18 protein-coding genes and 1 pseudogene are annotated in these 17,547 nt (G+C 63.7%); 8 read left to right on the plus strand and 11 right to left on the minus strand.

Annotated elements, in window-relative coordinates:
- Window positions 1-92, minus strand: a pseudogene (locus tag ACQKPE_RS22675) (hypothetical protein); the annotation flags it as partial.
- 115 nt (window positions 93-207) lie between these two features.
- On the opposite strand from ACQKPE_RS22675, the gene ACQKPE_RS22680 reads away from it, so the two are divergent.
- The 4 genes from ACQKPE_RS22680 to ACQKPE_RS22695 all read left to right on the plus strand — a co-directional run bounded on the left by ACQKPE_RS22680 (window position 208) and on the right by ACQKPE_RS22695 (window position 3,048).
- Window positions 208-855, plus strand: a complete 648-nt coding sequence (locus ACQKPE_RS22680) for a FadR/GntR family transcriptional regulator (protein ID WP_427668942.1) — start codon at window positions 208-210, stop codon at window positions 853-855.
- 13 nt (window positions 856-868) lie between these two features.
- Window positions 869-2,149 (plus strand): CynX/NimT family MFS transporter, encoded by a 1,281-nt coding sequence (locus ACQKPE_RS22685; protein WP_427668943.1) that lies wholly within the window; start codon window positions 869-871, stop codon window positions 2,147-2,149.
- Window positions 2,150-2,245: 96 nt separating this feature from the next.
- A complete protein-coding gene (locus ACQKPE_RS22690) occupies window positions 2,246-2,716 on the plus strand; it encodes a nuclear transport factor 2 family protein (RefSeq protein WP_427668944.1) in 471 nt (156 codons plus the stop codon).
- A 41-nt stretch (window positions 2,717-2,757) separates the two neighbouring features.
- Window positions 2,758-3,048 carry a GIY-YIG nuclease family protein gene (locus ACQKPE_RS22695; protein ID WP_427668945.1) on the plus strand — a complete coding sequence of 97 codons (291 nt, stop codon included), beginning with the start codon at window positions 2,758-2,760 and terminating at the stop codon, window positions 3,046-3,048.
- 2 nt (window positions 3,049-3,050) lie between these two features.
- Here ACQKPE_RS22695 and yejK read toward each other — a convergent pair whose 3' ends face one another.
- The gene (gene yejK / locus ACQKPE_RS22700; RefSeq protein WP_427668946.1) at window positions 3,051-4,058 is read right to left on the minus strand and encodes a nucleoid-associated protein YejK; all 1,008 of its coding nucleotides are present in this window, start codon (window positions 4,056-4,058) and stop codon (window positions 3,051-3,053) included.
- A gap of 99 nt (window positions 4,059-4,157) precedes the next feature.
- Here yejK and ACQKPE_RS22705 point away from each other — a divergent pair, with 99 nt between their 5' ends.
- Together ACQKPE_RS22705 and ACQKPE_RS22710 are read left to right on the plus strand one after the other, a co-directional pair.
- Complete coding sequence (locus ACQKPE_RS22705; protein ID WP_427668947.1) at window positions 4,158-4,403, plus strand: hypothetical protein; 246 nt, start codon at window positions 4,158-4,160, stop codon at window positions 4,401-4,403.
- Between the two features lie 48 nt (window positions 4,404-4,451).
- Window positions 4,452-4,733, plus strand: coding sequence for an HU family DNA-binding protein (locus ACQKPE_RS22710; protein WP_275636448.1), 282 nt, complete (start codon window positions 4,452-4,454; stop codon window positions 4,731-4,733).
- Window positions 4,734-4,783: 50 nt separating this feature from the next.
- On the opposite strand, the gene rlmF is transcribed toward ACQKPE_RS22710, so the two are convergent.
- The 5 genes from rlmF to ACQKPE_RS22735 all read right to left on the minus strand — a co-directional run bounded on the left by rlmF (window position 4,784) and on the right by ACQKPE_RS22735 (window position 11,176).
- Complete coding sequence (rlmF, locus tag ACQKPE_RS22715) at window positions 4,784-5,740, minus strand: 23S rRNA (adenine(1618)-N(6))-methyltransferase RlmF (protein WP_427668948.1); 957 nt, start codon at window positions 5,738-5,740, stop codon at window positions 4,784-4,786.
- Between the two features lie 171 nt (window positions 5,741-5,911).
- Window positions 5,912-8,758: a valine--tRNA ligase gene (locus ACQKPE_RS22720; RefSeq protein WP_427668949.1), complete on the minus strand. Its 2,847-nt coding sequence runs from the start codon at window positions 8,756-8,758 to the stop codon at window positions 5,912-5,914.
- Window positions 8,759-8,848: 90 nt separating this feature from the next.
- Entirely contained in the window at window positions 8,849-9,205 is a 357-nt protein-coding gene (locus ACQKPE_RS22725; RefSeq protein ID WP_427668950.1) for a DNA polymerase III subunit chi, read from the minus strand.
- Between the two features lie 5 nt (window positions 9,206-9,210).
- Complete coding sequence (locus ACQKPE_RS22730) at window positions 9,211-9,639, minus strand: DNA polymerase III subunit chi (RefSeq protein WP_427668951.1); 429 nt, start codon at window positions 9,637-9,639, stop codon at window positions 9,211-9,213.
- Between the two features lie 43 nt (window positions 9,640-9,682).
- On the minus strand, window positions 9,683-11,176 hold the full coding sequence (locus ACQKPE_RS22735) for a leucyl aminopeptidase (protein ID WP_427668952.1): 1,494 nt from the start codon (window positions 11,174-11,176) through the stop codon (window positions 9,683-9,685).
- Between the two features lie 319 nt (window positions 11,177-11,495).
- Between ACQKPE_RS22735 and lptF the strand changes: the two genes are divergently transcribed.
- Window positions 11,496-12,611 (plus strand): LPS export ABC transporter permease LptF, encoded by a 1,116-nt coding sequence (lptF, locus tag ACQKPE_RS22740; RefSeq protein WP_427668953.1) that lies wholly within the window; start codon window positions 11,496-11,498, stop codon window positions 12,609-12,611.
- Window positions 12,604-13,665 (plus strand): LPS export ABC transporter permease LptG, encoded by a 1,062-nt coding sequence (gene lptG, locus ACQKPE_RS22745; protein WP_427668954.1) that lies wholly within the window; start codon window positions 12,604-12,606, stop codon window positions 13,663-13,665. The genes lptF and lptG overlap by 8 nt, the downstream gene beginning before the upstream one ends.
- Before the next feature lie 66 nt (window positions 13,666-13,731).
- On the opposite strand, the gene ACQKPE_RS22750 is transcribed toward lptG, so the two are convergent.
- From ACQKPE_RS22750 to ACQKPE_RS22765, 4 genes are all read right to left on the minus strand, one after another.
- The gene (locus tag ACQKPE_RS22750) at window positions 13,732-14,220 is read right to left on the minus strand and encodes an RDD family protein (protein ID WP_427668955.1); all 489 of its coding nucleotides are present in this window, start codon (window positions 14,218-14,220) and stop codon (window positions 13,732-13,734) included.
- 95 nt (window positions 14,221-14,315) lie between these two features.
- A complete protein-coding gene (locus ACQKPE_RS22755; RefSeq protein ID WP_086979009.1) occupies window positions 14,316-14,528 on the minus strand; it encodes a cold-shock protein in 213 nt (70 codons plus the stop codon).
- A gap of 358 nt (window positions 14,529-14,886) precedes the next feature.
- A complete protein-coding gene (gcvT, locus tag ACQKPE_RS22760) occupies window positions 14,887-16,008 on the minus strand; it encodes a glycine cleavage system aminomethyltransferase GcvT (protein WP_427668956.1) in 1,122 nt (373 codons plus the stop codon).
- Between the two features lie 26 nt (window positions 16,009-16,034).
- Window positions 16,035-17,411: an L-serine ammonia-lyase gene (locus ACQKPE_RS22765; protein WP_427668957.1), complete on the minus strand. Its 1,377-nt coding sequence runs from the start codon at window positions 17,409-17,411 to the stop codon at window positions 16,035-16,037.
- Window positions 17,412-17,547 lie beyond the last annotated feature (136 nt).

The raw sequence follows: 17,547 nt of genomic DNA on the forward strand, positions 1-17,547 counted from the left end.
CGACCCGGCGGCAGTTGGCGCCAGGGCTGGCCGCCGAGCCAGCGTTGCAAGTGATCGAGCAGCGGCCAGTCGGCTTCGCTCAATGACTGCCGGGGTACAGCACTGAATTCAAGAGCAGTGCCGTACCTGTGGGAGCGGGCTTGCCCCGCGATGCTTTTCGGCGTTACTGTTGCAACTTGTAAATTCATCCTATGACTGGACGTTGGTATGTCGCTGTTGATAAAGCGTTCCCTGGTGGAGCAGGCCGTGGACCAGTTACGTGAGCGCATCGCCCAAGGCGCTTGGGAAGTAGGCCAGCGCCTGCCCACCGAGCCTGAGCTGGCGCTGGAGTTGGGTATCAGCCGGAACACCGTGCGTGAAGCCATGCGCGTCCTGGCTTTCAGCGGATTGGTGGAGGTTCGTCAAGGCGATGGCAGCTACCTGCGTACTGCCCAAGACCCTTTGCAAGCCGTGCAGGCGATGTCGCGCTGCACGGTGGAGCAGGCCCGCGAGACCCGCTGCATCCTCGAGGCCGAAGCCATCGGGCTGGCCGCTCTGCGACGTACCGAGCAAGACCTGCAAGGCCTGCGCGAGGCGTTGCAACGCAGTGGCGCGCATTTTCATGGCGACCTGGACACCTACGTCGCCTGCGATCTGGTGTTTCACCAGCGCCTGGTAGACGCCGCGCACAACCCCGCGTTGAGTGAGTTGTATCGCTACTTTTCCAGCGTCGTCGCTGCCGCTGTGCAACACAACATGAGCGTGCGCCCGCGCAACCCGCGGGTATTCGACCTGCACGTACAGATCGTCGACGCCATCGAACAACGCGACCCGGACGCGGCCAAGCGCCTGAGCCGGGCTCTTATCGAATCCTGAGTGCCTGCTGCCCATGTCTGAACAACTGATACCCACCCGCGCCAAAGCCGAACCCGAACTCGACGAGCTGCTGATCGACGCCGAAGCCGACGACGAGCAGGTACAGCAACAACCTGTGCTGTTGCGTCGCCCCTGGCTGTTGCTGCTGGGCCTGGTGCTGGTGGCGCTGAACCTGCGCCCGGCGCTGTCGAGCATGGCGCCGATCCTGAGCCAGGTTTCGGCGGAGCTTGGGCTCAATGCCTCTGCGGCCGGCCTTCTGACTACCCTGCCAGTGCTCTGCCTGGGCCTGTTCGCCCCCTTGGCGCCGCTCCTGGCGCGGCGTTTCGGCAGCGAGCGGGTCATCCTCGGCATCCTGCTGACCCTGGCGTTGGGCATCCTGGTGCGCAGTGCCCTGGGGGCAACCGGGCTGTTCGTTGGCAGCCTCATGGCAGGCGCGAGCATCGGCATCATTGGCGTGCTGCTGCCAGGCATCGTCAAGCGCGACTTCCCGAAGCAGGCCGGCACCCTGACTGGCGTCTACACCATGGCCTTGTGCCTGGGCGCAGCGGTGGCGGCGGGCAGCACCGTGCCGCTCAGCCAGCACTTCGATAACAGCTGGTCGGTTGGGCTCGGCTTCTGGTTGCTGCCTGCATTGCTGGCGATGCTGGTGTGGTTGCCCCAGGCTCGACAGGGGCATGGGGCCCACAAGGTGGCCTACCGCGTGCGCGGCCTGTGGCGTGATCCGCTGGCCTGGCAGGTGACTTTGTACATGGGCTTGCAGTCTTCCCTGGCCTATATCGTCTTTGGCTGGCTGCCATCGATTCTTATCGGACGCGGGCTGAGCCCGACCGAGGCTGGGTTGGTACTGTCCGGGTCGGTGCTGGTGCAACTGATCAGCTCGCTCAGTGCCCCATGGCTGGCAACCCGCGGCAAGGACCAGCGGCTGGCCATCGTGGTGGTGATGGTAGTGACCCTGGCCGGGCTGTTCGGCTGCCTGTATGCGCCGATGTCCGGCTTGTGGGGCTGGGCGATCCTATTGGGATTGGGGCAGGGTGGTACCTTCGCCCTGGCGTTGACCCTGATCGTGCTGCGCTCGAAGGACTCGCACGTGGCGGCCAACCTGTCGAGCATGGCCCAGGGGGTGGGCTACACCCTGGCGTCGATGGGGCCGTTCGCGGTGGGGTTGGTGCACGACTTCACTGGCGGTTGGGCGGCGATAGGGTGGATCTTCGCGGTGCTGGGCATCGGCGCGATCGTGTTCGGCCTGGGTGCCGGGCGGGCCCTGCATGTGCGGGCCCGCAGCGAGCGGGTCTGAGGGCGCCAGCCCCATTCATGGCACTAATGCACATGGCGCAAAACCTTCCGGCGGCTTATCGTTCAGCCTTCGACTCCCTGGACGGACAGCAGCCTCATGAGCCATGCCAACAGTGCCCTCGTCACCCGTTTCTACCAGGCATTCCAGCGTTTGGACGCCGAAGCCATGGTGGCCTGCTACAGCGATGACATCGTCTTCAGCGACCCAGCCTTCGGTACGTTGCACGGCAAGGACGTGGGCGACATGTGGCGCATGCTCACCACCCGCGCCAAGGACTTTTCCCTGACCTTCGACAGCGTGCGCGCCGATGAACGCAATGGCACTGCGCATTGGGTCGCCACCTACCTGTTCAGCCAGACCGGCCGCACGGTGGTCAACGATATCCAGGCAAGCTTCGTATTCCGTGATGGTCTGATCTGCCAGCACGACGACAGCTTCGACCTGTGGCGCTGGTCGCGCCAGGCCTTGGGCACCCCCGGCCTGCTGTTGGGCTGGTCGCCGATCGTGCGCAACAAGGTACGCCAGCAGGCCTTGAAGGGGCTGCGAGCGTTTCAGCAAGGTCGCTGAGCGGGTAAGCTGAGCGCTTCCCAAGCAGGCCGCGACGCACCGTGAACGAAGCTTCCGATAACCCCAGCGCAAAACCCTGGTTCGTCTACCTGGTGCGCGCCGCCAATGGCTCGTTGTACTGCGGCATCAGCGATGACCCGCAGCGGCGCTTTCTCAAGCATCAGAAGGGGCAGGGCGCGAGCTATTTCAAGACCAGCCCGGCGCAGGCGCTGGTGTATGTGGAGCAGTGGCCCGACAAGGGCGAGGCGCTGCGCCAGGAGCGTCTGGTGAAGAAGTTGCGCAAGTCGGCCAAGGAGGCGCTGGTGGCCTCCTATGCCGGTGTACCTGCTTAGGTTTAGTCCTTGCGGCGCTTGAGCTGGTCGATCAGCTGGGTTGGCAGGCCCTTGATCACCAGGGTGCCAGCCTCTTCGTCGTACTCGATCTTCGAACCCAGCAGATGCGCCTCGAAGCTGATCGACAGACCTTCGGCGCGGCCGGTGAAGCGGCGGAACTGGTTGAGGGTGCGCTTATCGGCGGGAATCTCCGGCGACAGGCCGTAGTCCTTGTTGCGGATATGGTCGTAGAACGCCTTGGGGCGGTCTTCATCGATCAGGCTCGACAGTTCGTCCAGGGTCACTGGCTCGCCCCGTTTGGTCTGGCTGGTGGCGTAGTCCACCAGGGTCTGGGTTTTCTCCCGCGCGGCTTCCTCGGGCAGGTCTTCGCTCTCGACATAGTCGCTGAACGCCTTGAGCAGGGTGCGGGTTTCACCGGGGCCGTCCACGCCTTCCTGGCAGCCGATGAAGTCGCGGAAGTAATCCGACACCTTCTTGCCGTTCTTGCCCTTGATGAACGAGATGTACTGCTTGGAGTTCTGGTTGTTCTTCCATTCGGACAGGTTGATGCGTGCGGCCAGGTGCAACTGGCCAAGGTCCAGGTGGCGCGAGGGCGTGACGTCGAGTTCGGCGTTCACTGCCACGCCTTCGCTGTGGTGCAGCAGGGCGATGGCCAGGTATTCGGTCATGCCCTGCTGGTAATGGGCGAACAGCACGTGGCCGCCCACCGACAGGTTGGACTCTTCCATCAGTTTCTGCAGGTGTTCCACGGCGACGCGGGTGAAGGCGGTGAAGTCCTGCTCGGCGTCCTGGTACTGCTTGAGCCAGCCGCTGAACGGGTAGGCGCCGGACTCGCCGTGGAAGAAGCCCCAGGCCTTGCCTTGCTTGGCGTTGTAGCTGTCATTGAGGTCAGCCAAGAGGTTTTCGATGGCGTCGGAGGCTGCCAGCTCGGTATCGCGGGCATGCAGCACGGCAGGGCTGCCATCGGGCTTCTTGTCGATCAAGTGAACGATGCAATGACGGATTGGCATGGGATTCTCAACGGGTTGGGGCGGGGCGGTGCCGCGCTGCAAAAAGGCGCCTAGTTTAGCGCAGGGTGGGGGCGATGCAGTGGTCAGATGGTGGCAGAAATGCCTGTTGCTGGTTTTTTGTGCAAATTATTGATTTTTTACCCCAAGGGCCCGAAAAACCTGCATAAAAACGGGGTCGGCAGCGGATATTTATCTATTCCTGTGGTAGCTTTGCGCGGTCTTGTGCCCCTTGGGGTGGCGCATTACTGGCAGCTTGCTTTCGATGTGTCGAACCAAACGCCGATTTTCGTATCTACATACGCGATTGGCGCGGCTCGCTGGAGATTTTCTGGGCTGGCCCGATAACGAAGAAGCAGCTGCATACCTCTGATTTGATAGGGAAGGAACACCACCATGGCTTTGACCAAAGACCAACTGATTGCCGATATCGCCGAGTCGATCAGCGCGCCGAAAGCAACCGCCAAGAACGCACTGGAGCAACTGGGCCAGATCGTTGCCGACCAACTGGAAAACGGCGCTGAAATCACTCTGCCAGGCATCGGCAAGCTGAAAGTCTCCGAGCGTCCTGCCCGCACCGGTCGCAACCCTTCGACTGGCGCTGCCATCGAAATCGCTGCCAAGAAAGTCGTCAAGTTCGTTCCAGCCAAAGTGCTGACCGACGCCGTCAACAAGTAATTGTCGATGCTTTGACGAAGCCGCGCCCGGCTAGCCCGGGCGCGGTTTTTTCATGCCTGCGGTTTGCCTCGTGAGGCATGCCAGGCCTGGCGCGCGGCATCGTCCTGGAAGCTCCAGGCGAGCATGCGGCTCTGCTTCTGACCCTGGCCCATTTCATGGATGCGCAGGGCCTTTACCCCCGCCTTCTTCAGCGCCGCCTCGAGGCCAGGCAGGTTGCTGGCCTTGGACACCAGGCTGGTGAACCACAGCACGTGCTCGCCGTACTGCACGCTTTCGCTCACCAATTGGGTGACGAAGCGGATCTCGCCGCCCTCGCACCACAGTTCATTGTTCTGCCCGCCGAAGTTCAGCACTGGCAGCTTGCGGCTGGGGTCCTGCTTGCCCAGGTTTTTCCATTTGCGCTGGCTGCCGCGGGTGGCCTCTTCGCGAGAGCTGTGGAAGGGCGGGTTGCACAGGGTCAGGTCGAAGCGCTCGCCGTCCTGCAGCAGGCCGCTGAGGATGTGCTTGCGGTTGGCCTGCTGGCGCAGGGCGATGGCTTTGCCAAGGCCGTTGGCTTGGACGATAGCCTTGGCCGAGGCCAGGGCCGTGGCGTCGATGTCCGAGCCCAGGAAGCGCCAGCGGTAGTCGCTGTGGCCAAGCAGCGGGTAGATACAGTTGGCGCCGACGCCGATGTCCAGCGCGCGTACCTGGGGCCCACGGGGTATCTGCCCGGCGTTGTCCTCGGCCAGCAGGTCGGCCAGCACGTGGATATAGTCGGCCCGGCCCGGAATGGGGGGGCACAGGTAGTCGGCGGGAATGTCCCAGTGCTGGATGCCGTACTGGGCCTTGAGCAGGGCGCGGTTGAACACGCGCACGGCCTCGGGGTTGGCGAAGTCGATGCTGGGCTTGCCGTGGGGGTTGGTGATGGTGAAGCGGGCCAGGTCCGGGTGCGCCTTGATCAGGGCTGGGAAGTCGTAGCGGCCCTGGTGGCGGTTGCGGGGGTGCAGGGTGGGTTTGCTCGGGGTCATGCTTGGGTCCGGTGTTGCAGGTGCTGGCCAGGGGCCGCTGTGCGGCCCATTCGCGGCCAAGGCCGCTCCTACAGGATAGTGGTGTGCCATGAAGGCAGCGCTATTCCTGTAGGAGCGGCCTTGGCCGCGAACGAGGGCGTAGCCCTCGCAGGTCAGATCAGCAATGTCAGGTTACAACGCAGCGATGCGCGCGTGCTGCTCGGTGAAGTTGGCCAGGGCCTGTTCGGACTCGGCCAGCTTGGCGCGTTCTTTCTCGATCACCGCAGGCGGCGCCTTGTCGACGAAGGCGGCGTTGGACAGCTTGCCACCTACGCGCGCGACTTCACCTTGCAGGCGCTGGATCTCCTTGTTCAGGCGAGCCAGTTCGGCGTCCTTGTCGATCAGCCCGGCCATCGGCACCAGCACCTGCAGGTCACCCACCAGCGCAGTGGCCGACAGCGGCGCTTCGTCCTGCTCGCCGAGTACGGTGAACGACTCGACCTTGGCCAGTTTCTTCAGCAGCGCTTCGTTTTCCAGCAGGCGGCGCTGGTCATCGGCGTTGGCGTTCTTCAGGAACAGCGGCAGGGGCTTGCCTGGGCCGATGTTCATTTCCGCGCGAATGTTGCGCAGGCCGACCATCAGCTGTTGCAGCCACTCGATATCGCCTTCGGCGCCCACGTCGATGCGGCTTTCATTCGCCACCGGCCAAGGTTGCAGCATGATGGTCTTGCCATCGATACCGGCCAGCGGCGCGATGCGCTGCCAGATTTCCTCGGTGATGAACGGCATGAACGGGTGCGCCAGGCGCAGCGCCACTTCCAGTACGCGTACCAGGGTGCGGCGGGTGCCACGGGCGCGCTCGACTGGGGCGTTCTCGTCCCACAGCACCGGCTTGGACAGCTCCAGGTACCAGTCGCAGTACTGGTTCCAGATGAACTCGTACAGCGCCTGGCTGGCCAGGTCGAAGCGGAACTGCTCGAGCTGGCGGGTCACTTCAGCTTCGGTGCGTTGCAGCTGCGAGATGATCCAGCGGTCGGCCAGCGACAGCTCATAGGCCTCGCCGTTCTGGCCGCAGTCCTCGCCTTTGTCCAGCACGTAGCGGGCGGCGTTCCAGATCTTGTTGCAGAAGTTGCGGTAGCCTTCGACGCGGCCCATGTCGAACTTGATGTCGCGGCCGGTGGAGGCCAGCGAGCAGAAGGTGAAGCGCAGGGCGTCGGTGCCGTAGCTGGCGATGCCTTCGGGGAACTCGGCCTTGGTCTGCTTGGCGATCTTCTCGGCAAGCTTGGGCTGCATCATGCCGCTGGTGCGTTTTTCCAGCAGGGCGTCGAGGGTGATGCCGTCGACGATGTCCAGCGGGTCGAGGACGTTGCCCTTGGACTTGGACATCTTCTGGCCCTGGCCATCACGTACCAGGCCGTGGACGTAGACGGTCTTGAACGGCACCTGCGGGGTGCCGTCTTCGTTTTTCACCAGGTGCATGGTCAGCATGATCATCCGGGCGACCCAGAAGAAAATGATGTCGAAGCCGGTGACCAGCACGTCGGTGGAGTGGAAAGTCTTGAGGAAGTCGGTCTTCTCCGGCCAGCCCAGGGTGGAGAAGGTCCACAGGCCCGAGCTGAACCAGGTGTCGAGCACGTCGTCGTCCTGGCGCAGGGTGACCTCCGCGCCGAGGTTGTGCTTGGCACGCACTTCCTCTTCGTTGCGCCCGACGTAGACCCGGCCGGCCTCGTCGTACCAGGCCGGAATGCGGTGGCCCCACCACAGCTGGCGGCTGATGCACCAGTCCTGGATATCGCGCATCCAGGAGAAGTACATGTTCTCGTACTGCTTGGGCACGAACTGGATGCGGCCGTCTTCCACGGCTTCGATGGCAGGCTCGGCCAGCGGCTTGGTGGAGACGTACCACTGGTCGGTCAACCACGGCTCGATGACGGTGCCGGAGCGGTCGCCCTTGGGCACCTTCAGGCCGTGGTCGTCGATGCTCACCAGCAGGCCCTGGGCGTCCAGGTCGGCGACCATCTGCTTGCGCGCGACGAAGCGGTCGAGGCCTGCGTACTGGGCGGGGAGGCTGGTGTCGACCTGGTCGTTGATGCTGCCGTCCAGGTTGAATGCCTGCACCGCGGCCAGCACGCTGGCGTTCTTGTCGAAGATGTTCAGCAGCGGCAGGTTGTGGCGCTTGCCGACTTCGTAGTCGTTGAAGTCGTGGGCCGGGGTAATCTTCACGCAGCCGGTGCCGAACTCGGGGTCGCAATAGTCGTCGGCGACGATCGGGATCAGGCGGCCGACCAGCGGTAGCTCGACGAACTTGCCGATCAGCGCCTGATAGCGCTCATCGCTTGGGTTCACGGCGACGGCGACGTCACCGAGCAGGGTTTCCGGACGGGTGGTGGCGACCACCAGGTAGTCCTTGCCTTCTGCGGTCTTGGCGCCATCGGCCAGCGGGTAGCGCAGGTTCCACAGGTGGCCTTTCTCGTCGTGGTTCTCGACTTCCAGGTCGGAGATGGCGGTGTGCAGCTTGGTGTCCCAGTTGACCAGGCGCTTGCCGCGGTAGATCAGGCCGTCCTCGTGCAGGCGTACGAAGGCTTCCTTGACCGCCTCGGACAGGCCGTCGTCCATGGTGAAGCGCTCGCGGCTCCAGTCCACCGACGAGCCCAGGCGGCGAATCTGCCGGCTGATGTTGCCGCCGGACTGGTCTTTCCACTCCCACACCTTTTCCAGGAACTTTTCGCGGCCCAGGTCATGACGGTTCTGGCCCTTGGCCTCGAGCTGGCGCTCTACCAGCATCTGGGTAGCGATACCGGCGTGGTCGGTGCCTGGCTGCCACAGGGTGTTGCGGCCCTGCATGCGGCGAAAGCGAATCAGCGCGTCCATGATGGCGTTGTTGAAGCCATGGCCCATGTGCAGGCTGCCGGTCACGTTCGGCGGCGGAATCATGATGGTGTAGGACTCGCCTGCACCTTGTGGGGCGAAGTAGTTCTCGGACTCCCAAGTGTTGTACCAGGAAGTTTCGATGGCGTGCGGCTGGTAGGTCTTATCCATGCGCGGCGGGACCCTTAGGCATAAATACGGAAAAGCCGAAGAGTATAACGGAGCCGGGAGTTTCAGGCGATAAGCTGCGAATGTTCCTGTTTACTCGGAACGCTTGAGCAACCGCTCCATGCGCGCCTCGAGCCGGCGTTTCACTTCGGTCTCGATATGCGGAATGAAGTCGTTGATCACGTCCTGCATGATCAGCTGCGCAGCGGCGCGCATCTCGCTGTCCAGGTGCAGCAGGGTGTCCTGGCGGCGCGCTTGCGGGTCATCGGCTGGTGCCGGAGTGGCCTCGGGCGCAGCCTGTGGGGCAGGTTCATCCAGCAGCAGGGGGATCTGCTCGACCGTTTCGGTCAGCAAGGGCGGCTGCAGGTCGGCATCGCCCAGCAACTGGCGAATCGACTCCAGGTCGTCGAGCAGGTGAGCGGATTGGGGCAGGGAGGAAGGCTTGTCCATCGTCGTCAAAGTCGCTGTAAGCGGTGGTCTTGCAGAGCATAGCCCTGTTCACGGTAGAAACGGAACCGCTCGCGAGCGGACTGGCGGATGCTCGGCTCCTCCACCACGATCTCGGCCACGCGTTCGAACTGGCCGACGAAACCCGGAACGCCAGCGCCCAGGTTGATCAGCAGGTCGCGGTGCTCGCCTGCCTGCTCACCCAGGCCCAGGGCGACCACGGCGTCGGCATGTGCCTCGGCCAGGTCGTGGGGCACGAAGGCCTCGCCCTTGAACTGCCACAGGCGTTCGTCCAGCGTGGCGCGCTGCTCGGCATCCTGGCAGTGCAGGTAGACCCGATGGCCCAGGCGCCAGGCCTTTTCGCACAGCTTGCAGGCGAAGTCCAGACGGGCTGCGAGGGAGTCGGTGGGCAGGATGTAGAAGTCGACTTTGCTCATGATCGTCGCCGCAGCCTGCGCCCGAAGGCGCAGGCCAGCGGCCTCAGGCGCCGGCGCGGTCGAGCAGGTATTGGGTCAGCAGCGGCACTGGGCGGCCAGTGGCGCCCTTGTCCTTGCCACCGCTGATCCAGGCGGTACCAGCGATGTCCAGGTGCGCCCAGTTGTAGGCCTTGGCGAAGCGCGACAGGAAGCAACCGGCGGTGATGGTGCCGGCCTTCGGGCCGCCGATGTTGGCGATGTCGGCGAATGGGCTGTCCAGTTGCTCCTGGTACTCGTCGAACAGCGGCAGCTGCCAGGCGCGGTCGTCGGCGCGCTTGCCGGCGTCGAGCAGTTGGCCGACCAGCTCGTCGTTGTTGCCCATCAGGCCCGAGGTGTGGCTGCCCAGGGCAACGATGCAGGCGCCGGTGAGGGTGGCGATGTCGATCACCGCCTGGGGCTTGAAGCGCTCGGCGTAGGTCAGGGTGTCGCACAGCACCAGGCGGCCTTCGGCGTCGGTGTTGAGAATTTCGACGGTCTGCCCGCTCATGGTGGTGACGATGTCGCCTGGGCGGGTTGCGTTACCACTGGGCATGTTCTCGGCGCAGGCCAGCAGGCACACCAAGTTGATTGGCAGTTGCAGCTCCAGCACGGCGCGCAGGGTGCCGAACACGCTGGCGGCGCCACACATGTCGAACTTCATTTCATCCATGCCGGCGCCAGGCTTGAGGCTGATGCCGCCGGTGTCGAAGGTGATGCCCTTGCCCACCAGCATGTACGGTTTGTCGGCCTTCTTGCCGCCCTGGTAGTTGAGCACGATCAGGCGCGGGGGCTGGTCGCTGCCCTGGCCTACGGCGTAGAACGCGCCCATGCCCAGGTCCTTGATCTTCTTCTCGTCCAGCACTTCGACCTTCAGGCCTTTGTGGGCTTTGCCCAGCTCCTTGGCCTGCTCGGCGAGGAAGCCTGGGTGGCAGACGTTCGGCGGCAGGTTGCCCAGGTCGCGAGTGAAAGCCATGCCGGTGGTGATGGCGCTGGCGTGCTTGACCGCACGCTCGGCCTCGGCCTGGCCGGCCTTGCCAGCCAGCAGGGTGACTTTCTTCAGGGCGCGGGGTTCGGCCTTCTGGCTCTTGAAACGGTCGAACACATAGCTGCCGTCGAGCAGGGTTTCGGCCAGCAGGCGGTACTTGCCATAGTGGCCGTCGCGGCCGGTGACGGCGATGTCATCCAGGGCCAGCACCGCATCGCTGCCACCGAGGCTGCGCAGCACACCGGCGACGCTGGCGACCAGCTTGCGCCAGGCGCGATCGCCCAGGGCTTCGTCCTTGCCGCTACCTACCAGCAGTACGCGCTCGGCCTTGAGGCCTGGCAGGCTGTGCAGCAGCAGGGTCTGGCCCGGTTTACCGGCCAGGTCGCCACGTTTGAGCAGCGCGCTGATTGCACCTTCGCTGGCGGCATCGATGGCCTTGGCAACGGCGCCGAACTTGCGGCCTTCGCCGACCGGCACGACCAGGGTGGCGGTTTTCACGGATGCTGCGGCGACGCTTTTTACAACCAATTCCATGTCAGGTTCCCCGAATGATCAATTGCGGTCTGGCCGCAACCTTGTGGGCCGCGCGCCAGTGGAAAGTCTGCCAGTGTGAGCTTGGCGCAGCCTCGATGACAACCCCGAGGCCGTGTATTTAAGCGATTGGCGGCACACAGCCCGGTGATCGGGAGGAAACGCTCGCGGCCAAGTGACAGGCGCGACCAATCACAGGATAATGCCGCCACTTCACATGGAGGTTCGCCACTTGAGCGAACCGGCATTGGTTTGGCTGTACTAAGTCATTGTCGGCGCCAACGTCTGGCCGCCTGCCCCTGACAACCCAGGAGTGTCTGGTTTGATCGTCTTCCGTTATCTGTCCCGCGAGGTCCTGGTGACCTTGAGTGCCGTCAGCGCCGTGCTGCTGGTGATCATCATGAGCGGGCGTTTCATCAAGTACCTGGCGCAGGCCGCCCAGGGCGCCCTCGACCCGGGCGTGCTGTTCCTGATCATGGGTTTTCGCCTGCCGGGGTTCCTGCAACTGATCCTGCCCCTGGGGCTGTTCCTCGGTATCCTGCTGGCCTATGGCCGGTTGTACCTGGAAAGCGAAATGACCGTGCTGTCGGCCACCGGCATGAGCCAGCAGCGCCTGCTCGGCCTGACCATGGCCCCGGCGGCGCTGGTCGCCCTGCTGGTGGCCTGGCTGAGCCTGGGCTTGGCCCCGCAAGGCGTTGCCCAGGTGCAGCAGATCATCAACCAGCAGGATGCTCTGACCGAGTTCGACACCCTGGTGCCAGGCCGCTTCCAGACCCTGCGCGACGGCTCGCGGGTCACCTACACCGAGCAACTGTCGGATGACCGCATCAACCTCGGCGGTGTGTTCATTTCCGAGAAGCGCTTCAACCAGGACAAGACCAAGGACCGTGCCCCGTCGGTGCTGGTCGCCGAGACAGGCCACCAGGAAGTGCAGGCCGACGGCAACCGCTACCTGATCCTGCAGAACGGCTATCGCTACGACGGTAACCCTGGCCAGGCCGATTACCGCGCCATCAAGTACGACACCTATGGCGTGCTGCTGCCCAAGCCTGAGGTCGCCGAGGAGGTGACCGAGCGCGAAGCCATTCCTACCCGCGAGCTGTTCGGCCACGACGGCCTGCGCGAGCGTGCCGAGCTGCAATGGCGGCTGTCGCTGCCGCTGCTGGTATTCATCGTGACCCTGCTGGCGGTACCGCTGGCCAAGGTCAACCCGCGCCAGGGCCGCTTCCTCAAGCTGCTGCCGGCGATTCTTCTGTACATGGCCTACCTGACGATGCTGATTTCCGTTCGCGGCGCCCTCGAGAAGGGCAAGTTGCCGATTTCCCTGGGTATCTGGTGGGTTCATGGGCTGTTCCTGCTCATTGGCCTTGCGCTGATGTACTGGGAGCCGTTGCGCCTGAAGCAGGCTTCGCGTCGTGCGGAGGTGGCCCGTGGTTAAGCTCGATCGCTACATCGGCCAGAGCGTGCTGCTGGCCATCCTGGCCGTGCTGGGGATCATCCTCGGCCTGGCCTCGCTGTTCGCCTTCATCGACGAGATGGGCGATTTGAGCGACACCTACACGCTGATGGATGCCAGCAGCTTCGTGCTGCTCACCGCGCCACGACGGGTCTACGACATGCTGCCGATGGCCGCGCTGATCGGCTGCCTGATCGGCCTGGGTAGCCTGGCCAGCAGCAGCGAGCTGACCATCATGCGCGCTGCCGGTGTGTCCATCGGGCGTATCGTCTGGGCGGTGATGAAGCCGATGCTGGTGCTGATGCTGGTTGGCCTGCTGGTCGGCGAGTACGTAGCTCCGGTGACCGAGAACAAGGCCCAGGCCGAGCGTTCCCTGGCCCAGGGCGGCGGCGAAGCGCAGAGCTCCAAACGCGGCATGTGGCACCGCCAGGGCGACGAGTTCGTGCACATCAACTCGGTGCAGCCCAATGGCCTGCTGCTGGGGGTGACCCGCTACCGTTTCGATGAAGAGCGCAAGATCATCACTTCCAGCTTCGCCCGTCGCGCCCAGTACGAGAACGATCACTGGGTGCTGAACGATGTCAGCACCACCTTCTTTCGGGGTGATCACACCGAAGTGGTGAAGGCTGACCAAGAGCGCTGGGACGTCTCGGTGACCCCGGATTTGCTCAACACCGTGGTGTTGGCGCCGGAATCGCTGTCGATCACTGGCCTGTGGGACTACATCCACTACCTGGCCGACCAAGGCCTTAATAACGCCCGCTACTGGCTGGCGTTCTGGACCAAGATCCTGCAACCGGTAGTCACCGCTGCCCTGGTGCTGATGGCGATCTCCTTCATCTTCGGCCCGCTGCGCTCGGTCACCCTGGGCCAGCGCGTGTTCACCGGCGTGCTGGTGGGCTTTGTGTTCCGCATCGCTCAGGACCTGCTTGGCCCGTCGAGCCAGGTGTTCGGCTTCCCGCCGCTGCTGGCGGTGGTGATCCCGGCCGGGGTCTGTGCATTGGCTGGTTTCTGGTTACTGCGCAGGGCGGGCTGATGGCCTGGCTGTGAAATGAAAAAGCCGACCTCAGGGTCGGCTTTTTCATGCGCGTTTGCTGCTGGGTTATTTCTTCTGCTTGGGAATGCGCACCAGCTGGGTTTCCGAGTAGATGTCATGCCAGCTGCGCTTGCGCTTGTCGATCAACGACCAGATGAACCCCAACCCCAGGCACAGCCACGAGGCAATCGAGACCAGGAAGCGCAGCAGCGCCTGCCACAGGCTGATGGCGCTGCCATCGGCGTTCTGCACCCTTACGCCCCACACCTGCATGCCCAGGGTCTGGCCATTGTGGGTCCAGAACTTGGCGAAGAAGCCGAACAGGGCGAACAGCAGGATAGTCGACAGCAGTGGGTCGCCATCCAGCGCGCCAGCCTCGCTCAACTCGCGCAAGCGCGCCTCGCCGATGATCGCCATCTGTACCATCTTGTAGAGCAGCGTGGTCACCATCAGCAGGGCGGTGCATAGCAGGAAGTCGTAGAACATCGCCGCCAGGCGACGGCCCAGGCCGACCGGAGGAAAGTCACCCTTAGGGTTGAGCAGAGGCTTGGACATGCATGACAGCTCCAGATGGCAAAGGCCCATTCTAAGAAATTGCGCGCATAAAAAAGCCCCTGTGGGTCAACACAGGGGCTTTTTCAATCGGAAAATCAGGCTTCTGGCTGGACTTCGTCAGCCTGCATGCCTTTCTGGCCCTGAACAGCAACGAAAGTCACTTTCTGGCCTTCTTTCAGGCTCTTGAAGCCGTTGCCTTGAATAGCGCGGAAGTGCACGAACAGATCCGGGCCGCTCTCTGGGGTAATGAAGCCATAACCTTTCTCGTCATTGAACCACTTGACGGTACCGTTCTGACGCTCAGCCATTTTCTTATTTCCTATGAAGCTTGAATTTTGATGACAGTTTCTTTCACATTGTGTGTAAGTGAAAGACTACCGGGCTGGGTTGCAGGAAAGTAAGAGACGTCGAACGGGTTGTAGCAGATTGCGGCTACTGGCCCAGGTCACGAACTGTTGCGACCCATGCAAACACAGTGCAGTGACTCTACGCCAACTCCTGCGACAAAGACAAGCGTTTTGGAACGCGGGAATTCGGCGTTTTGCCAACTACCGCCGCTATTGTCGCAAACGCCGTGGCGACTGGGCTGGCGCCATGTTCAAAAGTTATGAGACAGGTTCGAAATCGAATATCTCGAACCTGTCTCAAGCACGCCTGAGATGTGCTTCAGCCGCGATAGTAACGTTGCACGACAAAAGGCATTTTGCTGACTTTCAAGGCAACTTGCTTGCCGCGCACTACTGCGAACAATGCCGTGTCCAGTGCCGCATGTTCGCTTTGGACATAACCCATTGCCACAGGTGCGCCAAGGGTCGGGCCGAAACCGCCGCTACTTACCTTGCCGACCGTATTTCCATCTGCATCGACGATGTCTGCGCCTTCACGCACCGGCGTACGCTCTTGTGGCAACAGGCCGACGCGCTTGCGAGTCACGCCAGCTTGCTGCTGGGCAAACACCATGGCAGCGCCGGGGAAGCCACCGGCACGTGCGCCATCAGCGCGGCGTACCTTGGAAATAGCCCACAGCAGGCTGGCCTCGACCGGGCTGGTGGTGGTGTCCATGTCATGGCCATACAGGCACAGGCCGGCTTCCAGGCGCAGCGAGTCGCGCGCACCCAGGCCGATTGCCTGCACTTCGGGTTCGGCCAGCAGGCGACGGGCCAGGGCCTCGGCGGCATCCGCTGGTACCGAGATTTCGTAGCCGTCTTCGCCGGTGTAGCCCGAGCGGCTGACGAAGCAGTCGCTACCCAGCAAGCTGATGGCACGGAACTGCATGAAGGTCATGCCAGCCACTTCCGGGGCCAGGCGCTCCAGTACCTTCACCGCCGCAGGGCCTTGCAGGGCCAGCAGGGCGCGTTCCTCGAACAGCGGCTGGATCTCGCAGCGCCCGCCGATGTGCTTGCGCAGGTGCGCCAGGTCCTGGTCCTTGCAGGCGGCGTTGACCACCAGGAACAAGGTGTCGTTGCCCAGGTTGGCGACCATCAGGTCGTCGAGGATGCCCGCTTGCTCATCGGTGAACATCGCGTAGCGCTGCATGCCTACCGGCAGGTCGATGATGTCCACCGGCACCAGGGTTTCCAGGGCCTGAGCTGCGTCGCTGCCGCGCAGGATGATCTGGCCCATGTGCGAGACATCGAACAACCCAGCCTGCTCGCGGGTGTGCAGGTGTTCCTTGAGCACGCCCAGGGGGTACTGCACGGGCATGTCGTAGCCGGCGAACGGCACCATGCGCGCGCCCAGTTCCAGGTGCAGGGCGTGCAGTGGGGTCTTGAGCAGTGTTTCGGACATCGGGGACTCCTTGGTTGTTGTTCGGCTCAACATTCGATGATGTTGACGGCAAGACCGCCACGGGCGGTCTCCTTGTACTTGCTTTTCATGTCGGCGCCGGTCTGGCGCATGGTGCGGATGACCTTGTCGAGCGAGACGAAGTGCTGCCCGTCGCCGCGCAAGGCCATGCGCACCGCATTGATGGCCTTGACCGAACCCATGGCGTTGCGCTCGATGCAAGGCACCTGCACCAAACCGCCGATGGGGTCGCAGGTCAGGCCCAGGTTGTGTTCCATGCCGATCTCGGCGGCGTTCTCCACCTGTTGCACGCTGCCGCCCATCACCTCGCAGAGGGCGCCGGCGGCCATCGAGCAGGCCACGCCGACCTCGCCCTGGCAGCCAACTTCGGCCCCGGAGATGGACGCGTTTTCCTTGTAGAGGATGCCGATGGCCGCTGCGGTGAGCAGGAAGCGCACCACGCCATCGTCGCTGGCGCCCGGCACGAAGCGCATGTAGTAGTGCAGCACCGCTGGGACGATGCCTGCTGCGCCGTTGGTGGGGGCAGTGACCACGCGCCCGCCATAGGCGTTTTCCTCGTTCACCGCCAGGGCGTAGAGGTTGACCCAGTCCAGTACCGACAGGGCATCGCGCAGGCTGGCCTCAGGGTGGCGGCTGAGCTGGCGATACAGCGCAGGCGCGCGGCGCTTGACCTTCAGCCCACCAGGCAGGATGCCCTCGTGGCGGTAACCGGCCTCGACGCAGTCCTGCATGACCTGCCAGATGTGCAGCAGGCCTGCGCGGGTTTCAGCTTCCGGCCGCCAGGCCGCCTCGTTGGCCAGCATTACCTGGCTGATGGACAGCTGCTGCGCGGTGCAGTGGCCCAGCAGCTCCTTGGCGGTACGGAATGGGTAGGGCAGTTGGGTGCTGTCTTCGACGATACGGTCGTGACCGGCCGCTTCTTCGTCGACCACGAAGCCGCCGCCCACCGAGTAGTACTCGCGGCTGCGGATTTGCAGCCCGGCGGCGTCGAAGGCGCGGAAGATCATGCCGTTGGGGTGGTAGTCCAGCGGTTTGCGAATCATCGCCAGGTGCTGTTTTTCCACGAAGGCGATGTCGTGTTCGCCGAGCAGGCGCAGGTGGCCGCTGCTGCGGATGGCCTGCAAGCGCTCGGGGATGGATTCGGTGTCGACGGTATCGGGGTGCTCGCCTTCAAGGCCGAGCAGTACCGCCTTGTCGCTGCCATGGCCTTTGCCGGTGGCGCCCAGCGAGCCATACAGCTCGGCCTTGACGCTGGCAGTGCGGGCCAGCAGGTCGTCGCGACGCAAGCCTTCGGCGAAGCGCGCGGCAGCGCGCATCGGGCCGACGGTGTGGGAGCTGGAGGGACCGATGCCGATCTTGAACAGGTCGAAGACGCTCAGTGACACGGTGACCTCCTGCCAAGTTCGTGGGGCGGATGGTGAACCCTGTAGGAGCGGGCTTGCCCGCGAATTGGGGGGTGGGCGCTATTTGATTAGGGGGGCCGACCCCGCCAAAACAAGCCCCCCCCCCCCAGCCCGCCGC

The organism is Pseudomonas sp. NPDC089554, from assembly GCF_050280645.1.
In the GTDB taxonomy this organism is placed as follows: domain Bacteria; phylum Pseudomonadota; class Gammaproteobacteria; order Pseudomonadales; family Pseudomonadaceae; genus Aquipseudomonas.

What these genes read in the sequence shown, in the direction of transcription:
- yejK (WP_427668946.1), bottom strand. Translation starts at nt 4,058, where the DNA reads ATGCCAATCCGTCATTGCATCGTTCACTTGATCGACAAGAAGCCCGAT.
- ACQKPE_RS22735 (WP_427668952.1), bottom strand. Translation starts at nt 11,176, where the DNA reads ATGGAATTGGTTGTAAAAAGCGTCGCCGCAGCATCCGTGAAAACCGCC.
- ACQKPE_RS22755 (WP_086979009.1), bottom strand. Translation starts at nt 14,528, where the DNA reads ATGGCTGAGCGTCAGAACGGTACCGTCAAGTGGTTCAATGACGAGAAA.
- ACQKPE_RS22710 (WP_275636448.1), top strand. Translation starts at nt 4,452, where the DNA reads ATGGCTTTGACCAAAGACCAACTGATTGCCGATATCGCCGAGTCGATC.
- rlmF (WP_427668948.1), bottom strand. Translation starts at nt 5,740, where the DNA reads ATGACCCCGAGCAAACCCACCCTGCACCCCCGCAACCGCCACCAGGGC.
- ACQKPE_RS22725 (WP_427668950.1), bottom strand. Translation starts at nt 9,205, where the DNA reads ATGGACAAGCCTTCCTCCCTGCCCCAATCCGCTCACCTGCTCGACGAC.
- ACQKPE_RS22705 (WP_427668947.1), top strand. Translation starts at nt 4,158, where the DNA reads ATGCCTGTTGCTGGTTTTTTGTGCAAATTATTGATTTTTTACCCCAAG.
- ACQKPE_RS22690 (WP_427668944.1), top strand. Translation starts at nt 2,246, where the DNA reads ATGAGCCATGCCAACAGTGCCCTCGTCACCCGTTTCTACCAGGCATTC.
- ACQKPE_RS22685 (WP_427668943.1), top strand. Translation starts at nt 869, where the DNA reads ATGTCTGAACAACTGATACCCACCCGCGCCAAAGCCGAACCCGAACTC.
- ACQKPE_RS22720 (WP_427668949.1), bottom strand. Translation starts at nt 8,758, where the DNA reads ATGGATAAGACCTACCAGCCGCACGCCATCGAAACTTCCTGGTACAAC.
- ACQKPE_RS22680 (WP_427668942.1), top strand. Translation starts at nt 208, where the DNA reads ATGTCGCTGTTGATAAAGCGTTCCCTGGTGGAGCAGGCCGTGGACCAG.
- ACQKPE_RS22730 (WP_427668951.1), bottom strand. Translation starts at nt 9,639, where the DNA reads ATGAGCAAAGTCGACTTCTACATCCTGCCCACCGACTCCCTCGCAGCC.
- gcvT (WP_427668956.1), bottom strand. Translation starts at nt 16,008, where the DNA reads ATGTCCGAAACACTGCTCAAGACCCCACTGCACGCCCTGCACCTGGAA.
- ACQKPE_RS22750 (WP_427668955.1), bottom strand. Translation starts at nt 14,220, where the DNA reads ATGTCCAAGCCTCTGCTCAACCCTAAGGGTGACTTTCCTCCGGTCGGC.